The 14,816-nt window shown below is 50.3% G+C and carries 15 protein-coding genes; 5 read left to right on the top strand and 10 right to left on the bottom strand.

Going from position 1 to position 14,816, the window contains the following annotated elements; translation table 11 throughout:
- Positions 1-64 precede the first annotated feature (64 nt).
- The 10 genes from HMPREF3016_RS02885 to HMPREF3016_RS02835 form a co-directional block, all read right to left on the bottom strand.
- Positions 65-775 (bottom strand): DUF6318 family protein, encoded by a 711-nt coding sequence (locus tag HMPREF3016_RS02885; RefSeq protein WP_048752498.1) that lies wholly within the window; start codon positions 773-775, stop codon positions 65-67.
- A 129-nt stretch (positions 776-904) separates the two neighbouring features.
- Positions 905-1,570, bottom strand: coding sequence for a hypothetical protein (locus HMPREF3016_RS02880; RefSeq protein ID WP_246828437.1), 666 nt, complete (start codon positions 1,568-1,570; stop codon positions 905-907).
- A gap of 139 nt (positions 1,571-1,709) precedes the next feature.
- Positions 1,710-1,964, bottom strand: coding sequence for a hypothetical protein (locus tag HMPREF3016_RS02875; RefSeq protein WP_048774533.1), 255 nt, complete (start codon positions 1,962-1,964; stop codon positions 1,710-1,712).
- Between the two features lie 42 nt (positions 1,965-2,006).
- Positions 2,007-2,624: a hypothetical protein gene (locus HMPREF3016_RS02870; protein WP_246828436.1), complete on the bottom strand. Its 618-nt coding sequence runs from the start codon at positions 2,622-2,624 to the stop codon at positions 2,007-2,009.
- A 35-nt stretch (positions 2,625-2,659) separates the two neighbouring features.
- Entirely contained in the window at positions 2,660-2,815 is a 156-nt protein-coding gene (locus HMPREF3016_RS11250; RefSeq protein ID WP_239664722.1) for a hypothetical protein, read from the bottom strand.
- Positions 2,816-3,556: 741 nt separating this feature from the next.
- A complete protein-coding gene (locus HMPREF3016_RS02855; RefSeq protein WP_048751569.1) occupies positions 3,557-4,162 on the bottom strand; it encodes a hypothetical protein in 606 nt (201 codons plus the stop codon).
- Between the two features lie 131 nt (positions 4,163-4,293).
- Positions 4,294-4,593: a hypothetical protein gene (locus tag HMPREF3016_RS02850; RefSeq protein ID WP_080972566.1), complete on the bottom strand. Its 300-nt coding sequence runs from the start codon at positions 4,591-4,593 to the stop codon at positions 4,294-4,296.
- Between the two features lie 6 nt (positions 4,594-4,599).
- Complete coding sequence (locus HMPREF3016_RS02845; RefSeq protein ID WP_070740043.1) at positions 4,600-5,223, bottom strand: hypothetical protein; 624 nt, start codon at positions 5,221-5,223, stop codon at positions 4,600-4,602.
- 120 nt (positions 5,224-5,343) lie between these two features.
- Positions 5,344-11,508: a DUF6531 domain-containing protein gene (locus HMPREF3016_RS02840; RefSeq protein WP_246828435.1), complete on the bottom strand. Its 6,165-nt coding sequence runs from the start codon at positions 11,506-11,508 to the stop codon at positions 5,344-5,346.
- 212 nt (positions 11,509-11,720) lie between these two features.
- Entirely contained in the window at positions 11,721-12,005 is a 285-nt protein-coding gene (locus tag HMPREF3016_RS02835; RefSeq protein ID WP_070740039.1) for a pyrophosphorylase, read from the bottom strand.
- A 406-nt stretch (positions 12,006-12,411) separates the two neighbouring features.
- Between HMPREF3016_RS02835 and HMPREF3016_RS02830 the strand changes: the two genes are divergently transcribed.
- The 5 genes from HMPREF3016_RS02830 (at position 12,412) to HMPREF3016_RS02810 (ending at position 14,786) form a co-directional block, all read left to right on the top strand.
- Positions 12,412-12,684, top strand: a complete 273-nt coding sequence (locus HMPREF3016_RS02830; RefSeq protein WP_070740036.1) for a hypothetical protein — start codon at positions 12,412-12,414, stop codon at positions 12,682-12,684.
- Between the two features lie 372 nt (positions 12,685-13,056).
- Entirely contained in the window at positions 13,057-13,212 is a 156-nt protein-coding gene (locus tag HMPREF3016_RS11245; RefSeq protein WP_246828434.1) for a hypothetical protein, read from the top strand.
- A 118-nt stretch (positions 13,213-13,330) separates the two neighbouring features.
- Positions 13,331-13,603 (top strand): hypothetical protein, encoded by a 273-nt coding sequence (locus HMPREF3016_RS02820; protein ID WP_070740030.1) that lies wholly within the window; start codon positions 13,331-13,333, stop codon positions 13,601-13,603.
- Between the two features lie 106 nt (positions 13,604-13,709).
- On the top strand, positions 13,710-14,123 hold the full coding sequence (locus tag HMPREF3016_RS02815; protein ID WP_070740027.1) for a hypothetical protein: 414 nt from the start codon (positions 13,710-13,712) through the stop codon (positions 14,121-14,123).
- Between the two features lie 45 nt (positions 14,124-14,168).
- On the top strand, positions 14,169-14,786 hold the full coding sequence (locus tag HMPREF3016_RS02810; protein ID WP_246828433.1) for a hypothetical protein: 618 nt from the start codon (positions 14,169-14,171) through the stop codon (positions 14,784-14,786).
- Positions 14,787-14,816: the final 30 nt, after the last annotated feature.

The raw sequence follows: 14,816 nt of genomic DNA, 5'->3' as shown, positions 1-14,816 counted from the left end.
AAAGCGGTGTCCCCTGGAAAATATGGAAATTCCGGGGACACCGCTCTATATGCGGAGCTAAGGATTAGCTGTCCTGGGTATCGTGGGATGCGGAGCTGTCAGATCCACCAGTTCCGTAGAAACCCCCAACACTCCATTTGTTATTGTCGTATTTACCCGTGAAGTTAATCTTCTGAGTATATTTCCGACGATCTTCAGGAAGGTCTACAGTCTCACCATCGTGCACGGCATACTCCCCCTGAGACATGCTCACGTTTACTGGCCACGTGTAAGTGCCGTTCTCTTCCTTAGGCTGAGCGTCCACAAAGTTCATCACAAGTTTAGGGTCTGCAAGCCAGTTCTTTTCATTCTGGATAGCCGTAAACAGAGAGCTCGACAATGTGGTTTCTTTATCCTCATCGCTCATAGCGCTTTCTTTGATCAGAGATACATCGCCGGTCTGCAGTGCGTACTGCAAAGCCGCGCCAATGAATGCGATCGAAGAGTACAGACCCGCGACGGAGTTTTCGTTCATATTCTCCGGCTTGATGGGCTTGGGAACATTCTTTGCGGGAGTCTCACGAGTTGCGGGCTCGTAGGTGCCAGCTGAGGTATCAAACTTATCGATTTTAGCCTCGCCGCTGTAGTCGCTGCGGGTGCTCGTCGAGGAAGCCGATGTGCCGGAGTCCCCGCCGTTGCCGTTCGAGTTAGAGGAGGAGCACGCCGCCAAGAACGCGGCAGAACCAAGACCCAAGATGCCTAGAGCGCCGCGGCGGGATACAGAAGTAGTCAGCATGTTGTTATCTTTCAGTCGGTGATTATTGCCTATTTATTATAGAGTGCATACACCGGAAGAACCCATTTAGGGCAAGCTATGTTCCCACGGGTGCGGGGAGATTACAGGTTTTGCTGATGCGCTTGGGGATTACGCGGTATGAGGTGCTGAGGCTTGTAAGTTGCGTACGAATCGGATCTCTCGTAACGCCTCAAACGACTCCCGACCCTCTAAAAACCCAGACTCCGACAACTGCTGCACCGAAGAAGCCCACTCCCCCGTACGCACCTTATACAAAATATGACCAAAAATCACCGTGCCATCGAACTGCCCCGGATCAAAACTCAGCCGCTTACGCTTGCCCTGATCCCGGAAAATAATACGAATCCACCCGTTGCGGTTGTTATCCAGATACGTGAACCTATCAATCGAGGTATACGGTGCGGTATAGGTGCGTCCGAGGGAGTTACGCCAAGTGGCCGAGTGCTCATCAAACCGGATATAGAGCATGTAATAGTTAATGATTGCAACCAAGCCCAGAGGGCAACCTACTATAAATACAAAAATATGCATCCCGATATCGAAACCGTACATAATATCTAGAAATATGGGGAATGGAATCAGAAAGAAGAGAAAAATTCCCCATCCGAGGTAGAGGACAAAGCGCGGGCGGTGTTGCCTCACCCCGACGGAGACATGTGAACCTTTACGTTGGATGCCGGGCATAGCTCCGACGAGTAGGCCGCCGAGCAGCCCACCTAAGATACCGTTTTCCATCTCATAGCCCTCTCTAACCCGCCATATCTGCTGATACATCTTTTCAACTGTATTTTCCTTATATGCTCATCATGTACTTTCAGAGAGCTTTGGTGGCCTCATCAGGGCATAAATAGAGCAAGAGGGGTGTGCTCACGCAGAATACACGAACACACCCCTAGCCAATATTAGACACTGGTTATGATTCTTCATGATGCTCTACATCAGCGGCCTCTTGGCTCTGAGGTTCTTGCTCTTCCGGTCGGTTCCGGCCCGTATCCCAACCGGTATAGAACACCCCAATGCTGATCAACATACTCACAAACATCAACGCGCCCCAGCCTATCCCTGGCCCCATAAAGGTGCAAAATATGGTACAGACGAAAAATAAGACAGTAAGCACCGCACCTGTAATCATGAGGAACCATTTATAGAGAAGAACATCGAGATCCACTAAAGTCACCTTTATCTTAAGACGAAACAGCTTAGGCTAAGGCTAGTCTAGTTTGAGTTTCCTCTCATAACACAACCGCTTAATACGCTCAAACATCTTCTCATACGACCCAAACCCAGCCACCAACTCCTCAACCCGCTGGGCGTTCAGGTTTTGTGGCCATTCCTTGTGCTCCACCCGAGACAAAACCATCGCAAATAAGATAGATGCATCAAACTGCCACGGATCAAAACTCAGCCGCACTCGCTTGATATTGCGGCTGCGTACCCTCAGGTACCCGTTCTTCCCATTACTTTGCAGCAGGATTTCGCTGATGCTCTCATATGGCATATACCGAATCTTCCACCGCCAATTACGCCAGTACACCCCCGAGAGGGTTTGCTGGATATAAAACGTATGACAATGATTCACCATTGGGATCACAACGGGACCACATATAACAAATGCAAGAATAAAAGAAGCTAAGGGCTTGCCATGCATGATGGTTACATATAAAGGCATCGCAATTAATCCTCCCATTAAAAGCACATAGCTAATCATGAAAGCAAGCTTTGGGCGGTGCTGTTTGACCCCGAGCACGGGCTGACCCATCGTACGTTTCAGCGAGGGAACATTCCGAACGAAAAGACCCGCCAATAACCCAATCAACGCAGGAGGCACCACAACCTACCTTCCCTCAAATCCCTGCTCCCTTTTTATGAAGGACGTTCTGCCTTCTCAAACTTCGTCACAGACGTAGACCCAGAGTTAAAAACCTGAAAATCCAGCAGTGTCACCTTATAGTACCCGCCGACCTCCAAAGATCCCGCATACTCGTCCATAGACTTCTTTGGATCAGGAGAATCCGACATATGTAAATTCCCGCACTCTTTTGTCTTAAAATCTGCTACACGCTTATAATCCGTATTCCCCGAGACCAGACCACCCCGATCGTGCACATCAACATGCTCGAGGGTGCAGTACTTGTAAGTCCCTGCACTATCATTACGTGAAAGAAAATATAAAAACGCATAAAAGCTTACAGCAACGACAACAATGATGCATGTTACCAATGTTTCTTTAACATTCTTACTTCTCATAAATCTCTAAGATCCGTTGCCATAGATCCTCACAATACTATTTTCAGTACCAGGAAAGAGGACAATCCTGGGAAGCCCAAATTTGTAGCTCTTCCCTTCTTTTAGTAGATTATGATAATAGTTTGCGTCTTTCTCACCAATATCGGACCATACCATCTGAGGGCAGTTCGATGAGTCTATATACAGGCTATACGTGGTTTCTGGAGAGTTGGCTAATACCGAATCCTGTCTTTTGACCTCGGTTTTGGTAACAGTGCATTCCTTAATGATTGGATTATTCTTATTGTGAGCCGAAACCCCAAAATATATACCAAAAAATAATAAAAATCCCAACGGCACAAACACAATAATATATTTCTGTCGGAACCATGAAAGATTTGACTTTAATAGTTTTATCATTGTGTAATCACCTTCTTAAATTTTTTATTCTATTATAAATAGTACCATATATATTTATATGTGCCGCAGGTATAACCTATTTCCTTTCCCGCTACCTTTTTGCACATAGATTTTTTAGAATTTGAAATATAACTGTGACCGCACATAATCACAAGCAACCCCAGGCGCAAGAAATCCGCTTTCTTCGAGTTCTTCCCATGACATAGGCCATCGTCCACACTTTGACCTGTACATAATATGTCCGTACAGAACATCACTATCAAACTGAGCATGGGAAAACTTAAAAACTAGATACCGAAACAGCACACGATGCTCGTAGCTTTTGAAGCGTACCCATCCTCCTTTATTAGTATCTGCAAAACTAAAATATTTGATACTGTCATACCGAATAAAACGCTTCTTACCCCTCCAATTTCTCCAAATTATACGATCTTTCTGGTAGCATATAAAGAAAATATAATAATTAATAAGAGCAATAGCAGGTATTATGCCCACAAAAAGGCTAATAACATGATTTGCAATATCAAACTTTGTGGTGATATCAAAATACAACGGCAGGATGACAAGGGATAAAGCTATACCCGCCCACCCGAATACACCAAGAAGGGTGGGCCTGCCCTGTATTCTATTTAGAGGCAGGGTTCCTGTTTGATTATTCACACCAGGCATCGCCTGGGTAGCTGCCCCAGCTGCTGCACCGATAAGAATCTTATCAAGCATGATATTTTACCTATCTTTCTATCCTGATATAACCCATATCATGTAAAACCCTATTTAAAAATTATCTACTAAACGGGAGCTATCACAGAGATATATTTCTGACGGAACCTATCAGGGCTGATTTTACCTTCCTACGAAAACCCACACCGGATCTCATCGTACATGACATATGCGGGCGCTCCGAGACAAGACCGGAGTGCCCGCACAATTAATATCTGCCACCTCGCCCCAAACAAAACGGGGTCATAGGCGCAGTCTAGTTTGAGTTTTTTCTCATACGCCAACTGCTCAATACGCCCAAACATCTTCTCATACGACCCAAACCCAGCCACCAACTCCTCAACCTGCTGCGCGTTCAGGTTCTGCGGCCACTCCTTATGCTCCACCCGAGACAAAACCATCGCAAACAACACAGAAGCGTCAGAACTCAAAGAACCCTACCCATTCTCACGGGGGATTTCGAGGGGTTTAACCCAAGCATGATCCTGTAAAAACCGTACCCCCGGCCTACCAGAGAGGATTTGCTGGAATCGTTCATCCTCCCACACCTGCACCCAAGCACCAGTCTCCACACGATACTGTAGTTGAGCATAAAGAATCGTGGCATCAAACTGATTCGTATCAAACCCCAACTTGATACGTTTAGGCAGCTGGGTACTTCTAATCTTCACCCACCCGTTCTTCCTCGTCTGTTCATAGGAGACTTTGTAGATGCTGTGGTAGTCGAAGTACCGCACTTTCCGTCGCCAGTTACGCCAGCGGATCCCAGTTTCCGTGAAACAGTGGTAATAGTTATGACAATGAGCCGTAAATATCAGGGCGATAGGACCAAACCCAATAATGGATATAAGGGCGTATCCTATGGGGTCATATCTATATCTCATCCAGAAGTATACGGGGAGTCCAATAAACGCGATAAAGAGAAACCCATAGCTGATGATATAGGCAATCGGTGGGCGATGCTGTTCCACATTTAGGGTTTCTAGTCCTTGTTTACGTTTGGCCCCGGGCATGATGTTCACCAAGAACCCACCGAGCAGACCATAAAACGCAGGACCCATACCCAACACCCCTCTTCACCGTAGCTTTTAAATCTTCTAGCAAAATAAGTTACCAAAACATACGCCTTGGGGTGTACTACACATATCTGCATGTCACACCCCCAAGACTATAATTTTTAATTACTTCATGCCAAACCACTGCTCGGTCAGCTGAGAAAAGCCGTCCTTACCATTGCCTGACACCGTTCCATGAGCCGTACCAGCAGCCGATGCATTCATCAGACCGACACCCGTCTTAGAGTTACCTACCCCATGGAGCGACCGAGGCTGATTAACACCCATCTGCCGTATAGTATGCGGTTCATTCGTTCCTGATAATGACGGGTTAAACGTTGTACCAGCACCTGTTACGCCTGAGTACAATGCCTTAGCAGGTGATATCTCTTTACCCGCCATAGCATCTTCTAACACCGATGAACCAGCACCAATGAGACCATTATAGGTAGCCTGAATAGCTTTCTGGGCAGGACCAGTGGTAGTTAAATTCGAATTATAAGCTTTAATCGTACTACCAGCGGCAGGACCACTAAGGCCACCTAAACCACCAGCAACACCACCAGCAACAGTAGAAGCAATATGTGCCCTAAGATCGTACTTATACTTATCGTTGCCCGTGGCAAACCCAATCACAGGGTCTTTAAACCCGTACACAAAACCTGCCATAGCACCATTACCCGCGTTCACAGCAATATTAGTACGTACTCCTCGAGTTAACCTCTGTCCATATTCAGTGGCTGCCTTAGCGGGGGCTTTAAACTTGCCCACACCTTTAGCAAGATATTTCCCACCATATTTACCGATAGCACCACCAGCCGCACCAAAGGCAGCACCAATTCCACCAGCAATAGCCACATTGCCCCAGTTAATGCGCCCATCAGGGCCTTTATTCTTATCCATCGCATCGGCAGCAGCCAGCATGCCACCTGATACTGCACCCAGCACAATAAGGGCGGCACCACCAGTAACAAAAACAGCCCCAATCGCAAGAACAGTGCCGACTACAGTTAAGAAGGTTTTGATACCCTCTGAGTGGTCGTCGAGCCATTTAGCAGCGCTCTTCTCGTACCGGGCCTTATCCAATTCCTCACGAGAAATCGGCGACAAGCCCCACGGGTCTACTAGTCCCACCGGATTATTCCCGATTAGCGAGTACGGGTTACCCACCCAACCAGCACCAGGTACCGGCAGAAGCGGATCCCGAGATGTAAACGACCTACTCACCGGGTCAGCCACTCGAGCGCCCATCAGCGCAAACCCACCAACCGTGAGTGCACCGGAAGCATTAATACCCACACCCGGCACGGCACCAGCAACGGCAGCATCAGAACCCATCAGAGGCGTGGTCGGTAACTGGAACGGATCCAACAACCCCGCCGAAGAAGCCAGCCCAGGCACAGAAGACACCCCAGCATTCGAGGTGAAACCACCCAGAACACCGGCACCACCGGCAAGCACCGACGACGAAGTACCACGCACGCCGGAACCACCAGAAGCAGAGGCACCCAGCATGCTCACACCCGGGGTCGGCACAGGCATCTCGCCCACACCCACCACAGTCGGCACCTCCGCCGTCGGGTCCATTACCACCGGAGCCCACCCCGAAGCAAGAGAAGAAATACCGGCAACGTCACCTGCTACTCCGACAGCCACCTGCACCCGAGCACACGAACCGCTATCCGCTGTGGTCATCGAGGCAATACTACCCGCCAGGCTATACCCCATCGTCACCGAAGACCCATCCGAGGCAACCTCACCCGAACGACGACCAACAGCATCATAGGAATACAACCGCACCAAGGTCAGCGGCAGCCCCTCGACCGTGCGCCCATCACTGGCAAAATTCAGATCCACATGCTCAGGCAACTGGGCTGTAAACTCGCTAGCGTTCCCACCGGAGAGGAACTCTCGCACCTGCTCAGCACCAGAATCAGAATCGGCATTATCCGCAACACTAGCGGCGGTGTAGGTGCCGATCGCACGCACCTGTGCCGCATCATCATACACCAGCACACGCACCCAACCAGCAGCCTCATCGGTAGCGTCTTCACCAGCAGCAGTGTTTTGGGTGTATTCTTCGCGGATTAGGCACCCAGCGGCATCCCACACCCAAGACATCCGCTCGTTTCCGCGGCGGGCAGATACTAACTGACCGGCGCCATCATAGGAATACGTAATAAGCCCGGCGGCAGAATCTACTCCCACAATCCGGCCAGCTTCATCACGAATAACCTCAACCCGCACATCGGCAGAGTTATCAGCATCCGCAGCGGTTTCTGAGTACCCCGTTATCGCGCCGTGACCGTCATAGGTCCACGAGCGCACCGTATCGGCTACCTGCGCCCGGATAAGCGCACCGGCGGCATCATAACCAAGCGAAGACTGCTCACCCGTATCAGTATTCGTGATAGCACTAATATTCCCCACCGCGTTCCGCGTATAGGCCAGTGCACCGTACGGACTGGTAAACCCAGTGCGGTAACCGTCGGCATCATATGCATACGACAGCTCATACGCGCCACTACCGGAAGCGGCAGACTGGGCCCCGCCCCACGAGCGTGCTACCGCGGTGATACGTCCGAGCCGATCCAACTCATACCGAGATACCCACGGCAGGTTTTCGTCACGGTCATCGGCGGGAATACCGGCGGCATAATCAGTGACCGTCACCGACCGAGTACGGTTATCACGATCTACCCGCAGCTGTTCGTTACCATCCACCGAATACGTACATGCCACGCCAGAGCTGTCGTAGCCCCACGCATGCACCTTCTGGGCTGCATCGACCACACGCAATACACGACCAGCAGCATCGTACTCATACAAGGTTATAGCGCCGGCAGGATCCATCGTCTTCACCATGTTCCCGAGCACATCGTACTCATAGGTGGTGATACGCCCAGCAGGATCCGTCACCTTCGTGACATTGCCAGCCTCATCGTAGGTATACCGGGTAACACCGCCAAGACCATTGGTGACTTCGGTAACCTGCCCGGCGGCATCATAGCTAAACTTGCGGGTACCCCAGGCAGCGTCTCGAATGCTGCGCACACGTCCACACGCATCATACGTGTAGAACACGTCCCCGCCAGAACCGCCAATAACCGAGACAACCCGCGAGTTTGCGTCATACGTAATCTTCTCGCTCATACCGGGCAGGTTCCGCTCGGTCAGACGCCCGTCGGCATCATAGGAATACCGAGTCGTAACAGCCTCGGCGGTTTCAGCGCCCTCAGTAACAGAATCCAAACGCCCACAGCTGTTATACGTGTATGCGGTAATACGCCCCACAGGCGAAACCTGACGCACAAGCTGGGAGGCGAGGTTGTATTCGTACCGGGTCAGACCACCTTCGGCATCCAGGATTTCCACCGGGTTACCGGCCGGATCGTAAACTACCAGCTCGGCGGCTGACTCGGGGGTATCGGTTTTTTCTGCCCGTGCTTTAGGAGCTTCCTGGGCTGCCTCAGTCGGGGAGAAGATTTCTTCACGCGCGACGGGGCGGCCAAGATGGTCAAACTTAACCCGTACGCCGTCGGTGCCGTCCCAGCTGGTAACACTACCGCTCTTGCGATCTGCCTGAGTACGCACGCGTACCCCAGTTGGGTCCGTCATCTTCGTGAGCACGCTGGCGGCGTCATAGGTGTTCTCCCAGTGACCACCGGCAGGATCGACCGTACGAATAAGCCGTGAGAGTCCATCCCACACATACGAGAACACGCCCCCATTGGGCAGGGTTACTGTGGCGACGTTTCCGTTTTCATCAAAGGTGCGTTCGGTGCGGCGACCGAGTGGATCGATAACCGCAGTCATATCACCGCTGGGCCCGTACTCATAGCCCGTGCGTGCACCAGAGGGGTCAATGACTGCGACCAAACGACGACCAGCGGTGTACTCGAACTTCCAGCGGGAACCGTCAGGGTCTTGCCGCCCGGTAATATTGCCAGCCGCGTCATGGGTGAACGAGGTTGTGAGCCCTAGCGGAGTAATAACCTGAGCGAGGTGCCCGGCAGCGGTATAGGTGAACGAGGTTGTGTTGCCCTCTTGGTCGGCAAAGCTGGTCAGGTTACCAAACTCGTCATAATTCAGAGTCATGCTGACCCCTTCAGGGCCGGTCAGGGAGGTCAGCAAGCCGCCCTCCCAATTTAGTTCGGTGACCCCGCCCAGGGCATCGACAACGCGGGAGGGATTGTGATCCCAAGCGTTAGCGTACTCGTAAGTAATCGTTGAGATCGGAGTGACCTCACCGTTATCAGCCTCAGCATCCGCTGCATTGCGGCGCGCCTGGGTGGCTGCATAGCGTTTCTTCGGGTCCGTTTCAAACGCCGATATAGATACCGCTGTCACGCGATCGTACTCATCGTAAGCGTAGCGGGTATCTTGGCCCTCTGGGGTAACATCGCGGGTAATACGTCCGCGGCTGTCGCTGATGCGGGTTGTACGAGAACCATCACGGTCAATCACCCGAATACGGTTGCTGAACCGGTCATACCCGAAGGATGTGCGCCCACCGTCAGCGTCAATAATTGCGGTTAGGCGGCCGCTGTCATCACTAATCCACACATTGGCTTGGGATCCGTCTTCATCAGCAACTTCGGTCACTCCGCCGTCAAGGTACAGGTACCGCACATCGCGACCGTACTCAGTGTGCTGATGTGCAATTCGGGCAGACTCATCATAGGTGTTGGTCACCTCGACGGTACCGTCTGCAGCAATCACGCGGTGGATTAGCGCGTTGTCATCGTGTTCGTAGGTGCGTGTTCCTGCACCGCTGGTTACGGATACCAGGTGCCCGGCAGCGGTACTGCCTGCGGGGGCGTAGGCGTATTCGATACGTTCCCCTGCCGAGGTTCGTGCTACCGCGACGAGCCCATCCACATAGTCGAACGTGATGGAACGGTTCAACTCATGCACCAGGGATGAGATAAGCCCGTCAGCAACGCGCGTGACCGCCAAAGTGGTGCCTTCTCCGCCCGTGGAGCCAAGCCATGCGCCGGTGAGAGTGAAGAACCACTGGTGACCTTGGTTATCAGAGATGATATACAGGTCAGCTTCAGTGCTCAAAGCACAGGTCTCCAGGATGAACCGCCCCATAGGTGTGGTGGCGATTTCGCTGGCACCAGTGCGAGTAAGCCAGTAGGGATCGGTCTCAACCCGCGCAAAACCTTCACCAGCGCGGGCAAAGAACAGGTGACGGCCGTCCGGCATAATCCAGGTAGCGCCTTCATCAGAGAAATTCAGAACCGTATCAAGGTTAGAAGACCAGCCCGGGCCGAAAACCCCAGCCAGCGGCGGTAAATCATCGCCATTACCGTGCACAGCCAAACTGTTGTACATGCGCGTGACGGCACACGAGGAAGCGAGGTTGCTAAACGCAATATCGATTTCCTCTTCGATAAAGTTACCGGTCGCAACGTTGACCGGGTCATTCGCATAGCCGCTGGAGGTTGCGCGACCTTCCAACGAAGCGGCAGGAACTTTCAAATCTTCACGATTGTAATTTGCCACTCCATGGCTCTCTAGATATTGCTGAATAGTTTGGTTACTAAGCTTGTTGATTTCATGCTCAGAACCTGCCGTAGCAAAAGCATCGGCAACAACCTGAGCCCATTTAGCTTCGCTTTCGTTGGCAGTAACCCAGGCTTCAAAGGGCTGTAGGATTGGTTCGCAGTCTGCAGTACCCCACTGACATTTATCCTTAAAATCGGCAGCTTTAGCTCGGATACTGTTGGGAGTAGTTTGAAAATCATCATGAAGACTTTGAGAGACTGTAGAGCTTGACCTTAAGTCTGATGGCCTCGCTGATGAGGTATCAGAAGGGTTTCCAGCATTTGCTGCAGGAGCAGGGTGTTCACGTTTTGCAGCTTCTGGCGCGTCAGTGTTAAAAGTTGGAGCTTCTTCATGATCAACTTTAGGTCCCCATCCTGCCCATTCAATGGCTCCCTTAACAACCTCCGGAGTGTTCTCTTCGTAATCGCGCATCTTGCGGCGGTTTTCACGCTCACGAGCGGCAGAGTCTTTGAGCTTCTGTACGCCATCCGCAAATTGCCTTAAACGACCGGCAATTGCCGTACCGTTATCGACAGCCACCTCAATATTGCGCTTATAAACTTCGGAGAAGTGCCCCTTGAATTCTTGCAGAGCAGTATCGGCTGCAGTTTTTTGAGCTGGAATCTTTTCTTCAAGAGCAGAAGCTGCGTCACGGCAGACCTTCATCAAGGCATCAGCTGTTGCATCATCAAATTTAAGGTCTACGGTACTGTGGTCAATATCAGCGCGTTCAAACATGGCTTAGGCTCTTTCACGGAAGAAAATTAGGGTAAAGGAATGTCGGTAATGGGAGATGGGATGCGCAGCACCGCGCATACAGGTTAGGCGTATATGCAGCACGGGTACACTTTAGAGAGTTGTTAGAGACGAAAAGCTCCCCCCGGCTATGAGACGGGTGTATACGCCTGTACCAGGGGAAGCTTTGCGTGCGTGTGAAAAACAGAGTTTTCTTATGCGCCGCCGCCTGCTTGGAAAATGTTATTAGCGATCTGCTGCAGGTTCTTATTCAACTCAGTGAGATCGTCGGAAGCCTTCTGCAGAGACTGGTGAGTGTGAGGCCAAGTGGTCTCACGGAAAGTTGATGCTAGGGGTCCATCCCAGTTATTGGGATCAGAAAGCTGCTGGCCTTCGTTATTGAGAGCGTTGATCTGCTCGGTGAGTCCACCGTTGATGATGCTCTGAATTTTCTGGATGGCATCTTTGGCGGCTTGGGAACTAAGGACGCGATCGCTCATGGGCGTTTCCTTTCACGTGGTTGGGTTCTGTCTTCGGTAACAGAACTACATGGTGTAGTTTAGGTTTACTTTTTGCAGGTGGTCAAGGACACTGTCGCGCCTTTATCAAATCTTTATTTTTCGTGTCGCGCCGCCTGCAGAGCCAAAATAAGTCAAGACCCCGCTGTTTATATAGCGAGAACAGGTCATTCACACAAAAATCCTAGGTAATTGAATGTGATGAAAATATCTAAAATATGTCGCATATTACACCTGTAAAGTATTTCTATACACTAGCATTTCAAAATTTTTATAGTTACCTGTCGAAATAAGTACCACGTATCGCATGTGCAGGCGGCGGGTCGTTCTTTACCCACTGTTGGGCGCTGCCAGTGTTTCACCTCTTGCCAATAATGCTGGTGGTAGTGTGCGTGAGGCTACCAGATACACTGCTGAGACTGTCGCGTACCAGAAGGAGTTCAAAGCGAGCGATATGGGCGAGAAAGCGCTGTCGGGGTTCGGTAAAGATATGGTGAAGTCTGGGGTGAGAAGTGGGACTAAGATGGATGAGTCTACTGCCGCTCTTAACCGTGCACGTTTGGTTAATTCTGTGCAGACTACGCAGGCTGCCATGACGAAGGCTAAGGATGGTATTCAGACTGGGATACGGAACCTGTATACGCCTCCCATCCTGCGATAGACACCAAACACGAATATTCCTAGAGGGGGCATCTATGGTTTCAAAGGAATAGATATGTTTCTGATGCCGTGCATGGAGTTTTATGAATTGGGTTCATTGGCCAATAGTGTCTGCAGGAAGGAATAGTTGGGAATGGGAGATAAGAGAAAAAAGGATATTAAAGACACTATAGTATCGTTCTTATTTTTTGCTGTAGTTTTTGGTGTTGTGTGGTCTTTATATTATTTTCTTTCGCGTGATGATAGTGCGGGGAATTATAAGTACTGCACCCTCGAGCATGTTGATGTGCACGATCGGGGTGGTCTGGTCTCGGGGAATACGGATTATAAGCGTGTAGCAGATTTTAAGACAAAAGAGTGCGGGAATTTGTATATGACAGATTCCCCGGATCCTGGTCGGTCAATGGATGATTATGTGGGGTCTTTGGAGGTTGGTGGGTACTATAAGGTGACTCTTCTTAATATTCAGATGCCGGATGCTAAGACTGTTTCTGTGACAAGGTTTGAGAAGGCAGAACGTCCTTCATAAAAAAGGGAGCAGGGATTTGAGGGAAGGTAGGTTGTGGTGCCTCCTGCATTGATTGGGTTGTTAGCTAAATTGCTGAAAGAGTGGTTTCAAAGATGCCTAAGGGTTTTAGGAGAGGCATATGCAATACTCTGATGATACGGGCAATGAAAACATCAATGATCCTTCTGTCATGGATCGCTCTAGCGCACGTCAGTACCTTGTGTTTGGGTTGCTGTTAGGAATACCGTCGTGTGCGGCAGCCATTTTAGGGCTTGTACTTTTGGTAGCGGATACCAAGAATAACTCGGTCAGTAGTCTTTCCATGATAGGAGTCGGTGCTTTTAACACTGCGCTTGCTGTTTTACTGTTTTTGAGCGGTTATAAGGCTCTCAAACCTCAGAAGGAGAAATAGTCCTGGTTGCTGATTCTCAGCAGATCGCGGCGATTAAGGTGCAGAATTATGATTATAGCCAGTTGTTTACTCCCACAATACTGCGGTAGAAGCTCTAGGAGTTGTCATGGCACAGCAAGGTACCCAACGTACTAAAAGGCGGAAAGGGATGGTTAGCACTGTTTTATTAATTATTGCAGCCTTTTTACTTTTGTTTCTTCCGGGATATTTGGCACGTATTTTTGGTGATGATAGTGAGGGGAAGTACAAGTACTGCACGGTCGAGAAAGCCTGGGCAGAATACCGTGCTGGCGGTGATACTGGAGGTAACAATGACTATACTCGAGTCGGTCGTATAGAGACTCGGGAGTGTGGAAAATTGGCGCTTTCAGAGTCTCCGAATAAGGATCAATCAATGGATGATTATATGGCTTCCATTGAATCGGGAGGGTATTACAAGGTGTATATGACAAATGTACAGTTGAACTCTCCGGGGCTGACATCGGTGACTCGGTTAGAGAAAGCGGAGCGCCCTTTATAAAAGGGTGGGGAGGATTCTTTGGGCTCTAGGAGAAAGTAGGTTGTGGTGCCTCCTGCGTTGATCGGGCTGTTGGCGGGTCTTTTCGTTCGGAATGTTCCCTCGCTGAAACGTACGATGGGTCAGCCCGTGCTCGGGGTCAAACAACACAGGCCTCGGATAGCCTATATCGCTGGCTATGCTCTGTTGGTAGTAACGCTAGTCCTTACCCCTATATTTTGTGGGGTCATGTTTGGTGATTTAGGCGCTTGCTTTATTATCATGTTTGTTCTTGGCGGACCCCTGGTAATTCCGTTTGTGAATCATTGTCATGCGTTTTATATCCAGCAAACCGTCTCGGGGGTCTACTGGCGCAACTGGCGGTGGAAGATTCGGTATATGCCGTATGAGAGTATTAGCGAAGTACTGTTGCAAAGTAATGGGAAGAACGGGTACCTGAGGGTACGCAGCCGCAACATTAGGAGGGTGCAGCTGAGTTTTGATCCGTGGCAGTTTGATGCTTCTGTGTTGTTTGCGATGGTTTTGTCTCGGGTGGAGCATAAGGAGTGGCCGCAGAACCTGAACGCGCAGCAGGTTGAGGAGTTGGTGGCTGGGTTTGGGTCGTATGAGAAGATGTTTGGGTGTATTGAGCGGTTGGCGTATGAGAGAAAACTCAAACTAGACTAGCCTACGCTGTTTCGTTTTAAGATAAAGGTG

This window comes from Rothia sp. HMSC065D02 (assembly GCF_001815285.1).
Taxonomy (GTDB): domain Bacteria; phylum Actinomycetota; class Actinomycetes; order Actinomycetales; family Micrococcaceae; genus Rothia; species Rothia dentocariosa.
The sequence above is the reverse complement of the archived record's forward strand: the minus strand, read 5'-3'. Positions and strand labels throughout refer to the sequence as shown.

Excerpts from the sequence above, each read along its gene's own strand:
- HMPREF3016_RS11245 (WP_246828434.1), top strand. The coding sequence starts at position 13,057 with ATGACAGATTCCCCGGATCCTGGTCGGTCAATGGATGATTATGTGGGG.
- HMPREF3016_RS02835 (WP_070740039.1), bottom strand. The coding sequence starts at position 12,005 with ATGAGCGATCGCGTCCTTAGTTCCCAAGCCGCCAAAGATGCCATCCAG.
- HMPREF3016_RS02840 (WP_246828435.1), bottom strand. The coding sequence starts at position 11,508 with ATGTTTGAACGCGCTGATATTGACCACAGTACCGTAGACCTTAAATTT.
- HMPREF3016_RS02845 (WP_070740043.1), bottom strand. The coding sequence starts at position 5,223 with ATGGGTCCTGCGTTTTATGGTCTGCTCGGTGGGTTCTTGGTGAACATC.
- HMPREF3016_RS02855 (WP_048751569.1), bottom strand. The coding sequence starts at position 4,162 with ATGCTTGATAAGATTCTTATCGGTGCAGCAGCTGGGGCAGCTACCCAG.
- HMPREF3016_RS02885 (WP_048752498.1), bottom strand. The coding sequence starts at position 775 with ATGCTGACTACTTCTGTATCCCGCCGCGGCGCTCTAGGCATCTTGGGT.
- HMPREF3016_RS02880 (WP_246828437.1), bottom strand. The coding sequence starts at position 1,570 with ATGTATCAGCAGATATGGCGGGTTAGAGAGGGCTATGAGATGGAAAAC.
- HMPREF3016_RS02820 (WP_070740030.1), top strand. The coding sequence starts at position 13,331 with ATGCAATACTCTGATGATACGGGCAATGAAAACATCAATGATCCTTCT.
- HMPREF3016_RS02815 (WP_070740027.1), top strand. The coding sequence starts at position 13,710 with ATGGCACAGCAAGGTACCCAACGTACTAAAAGGCGGAAAGGGATGGTT.
- HMPREF3016_RS11250 (WP_239664722.1), bottom strand. The coding sequence starts at position 2,815 with ATGTCGGATTCTCCTGATCCAAAGAAGTCTATGGACGAGTATGCGGGA.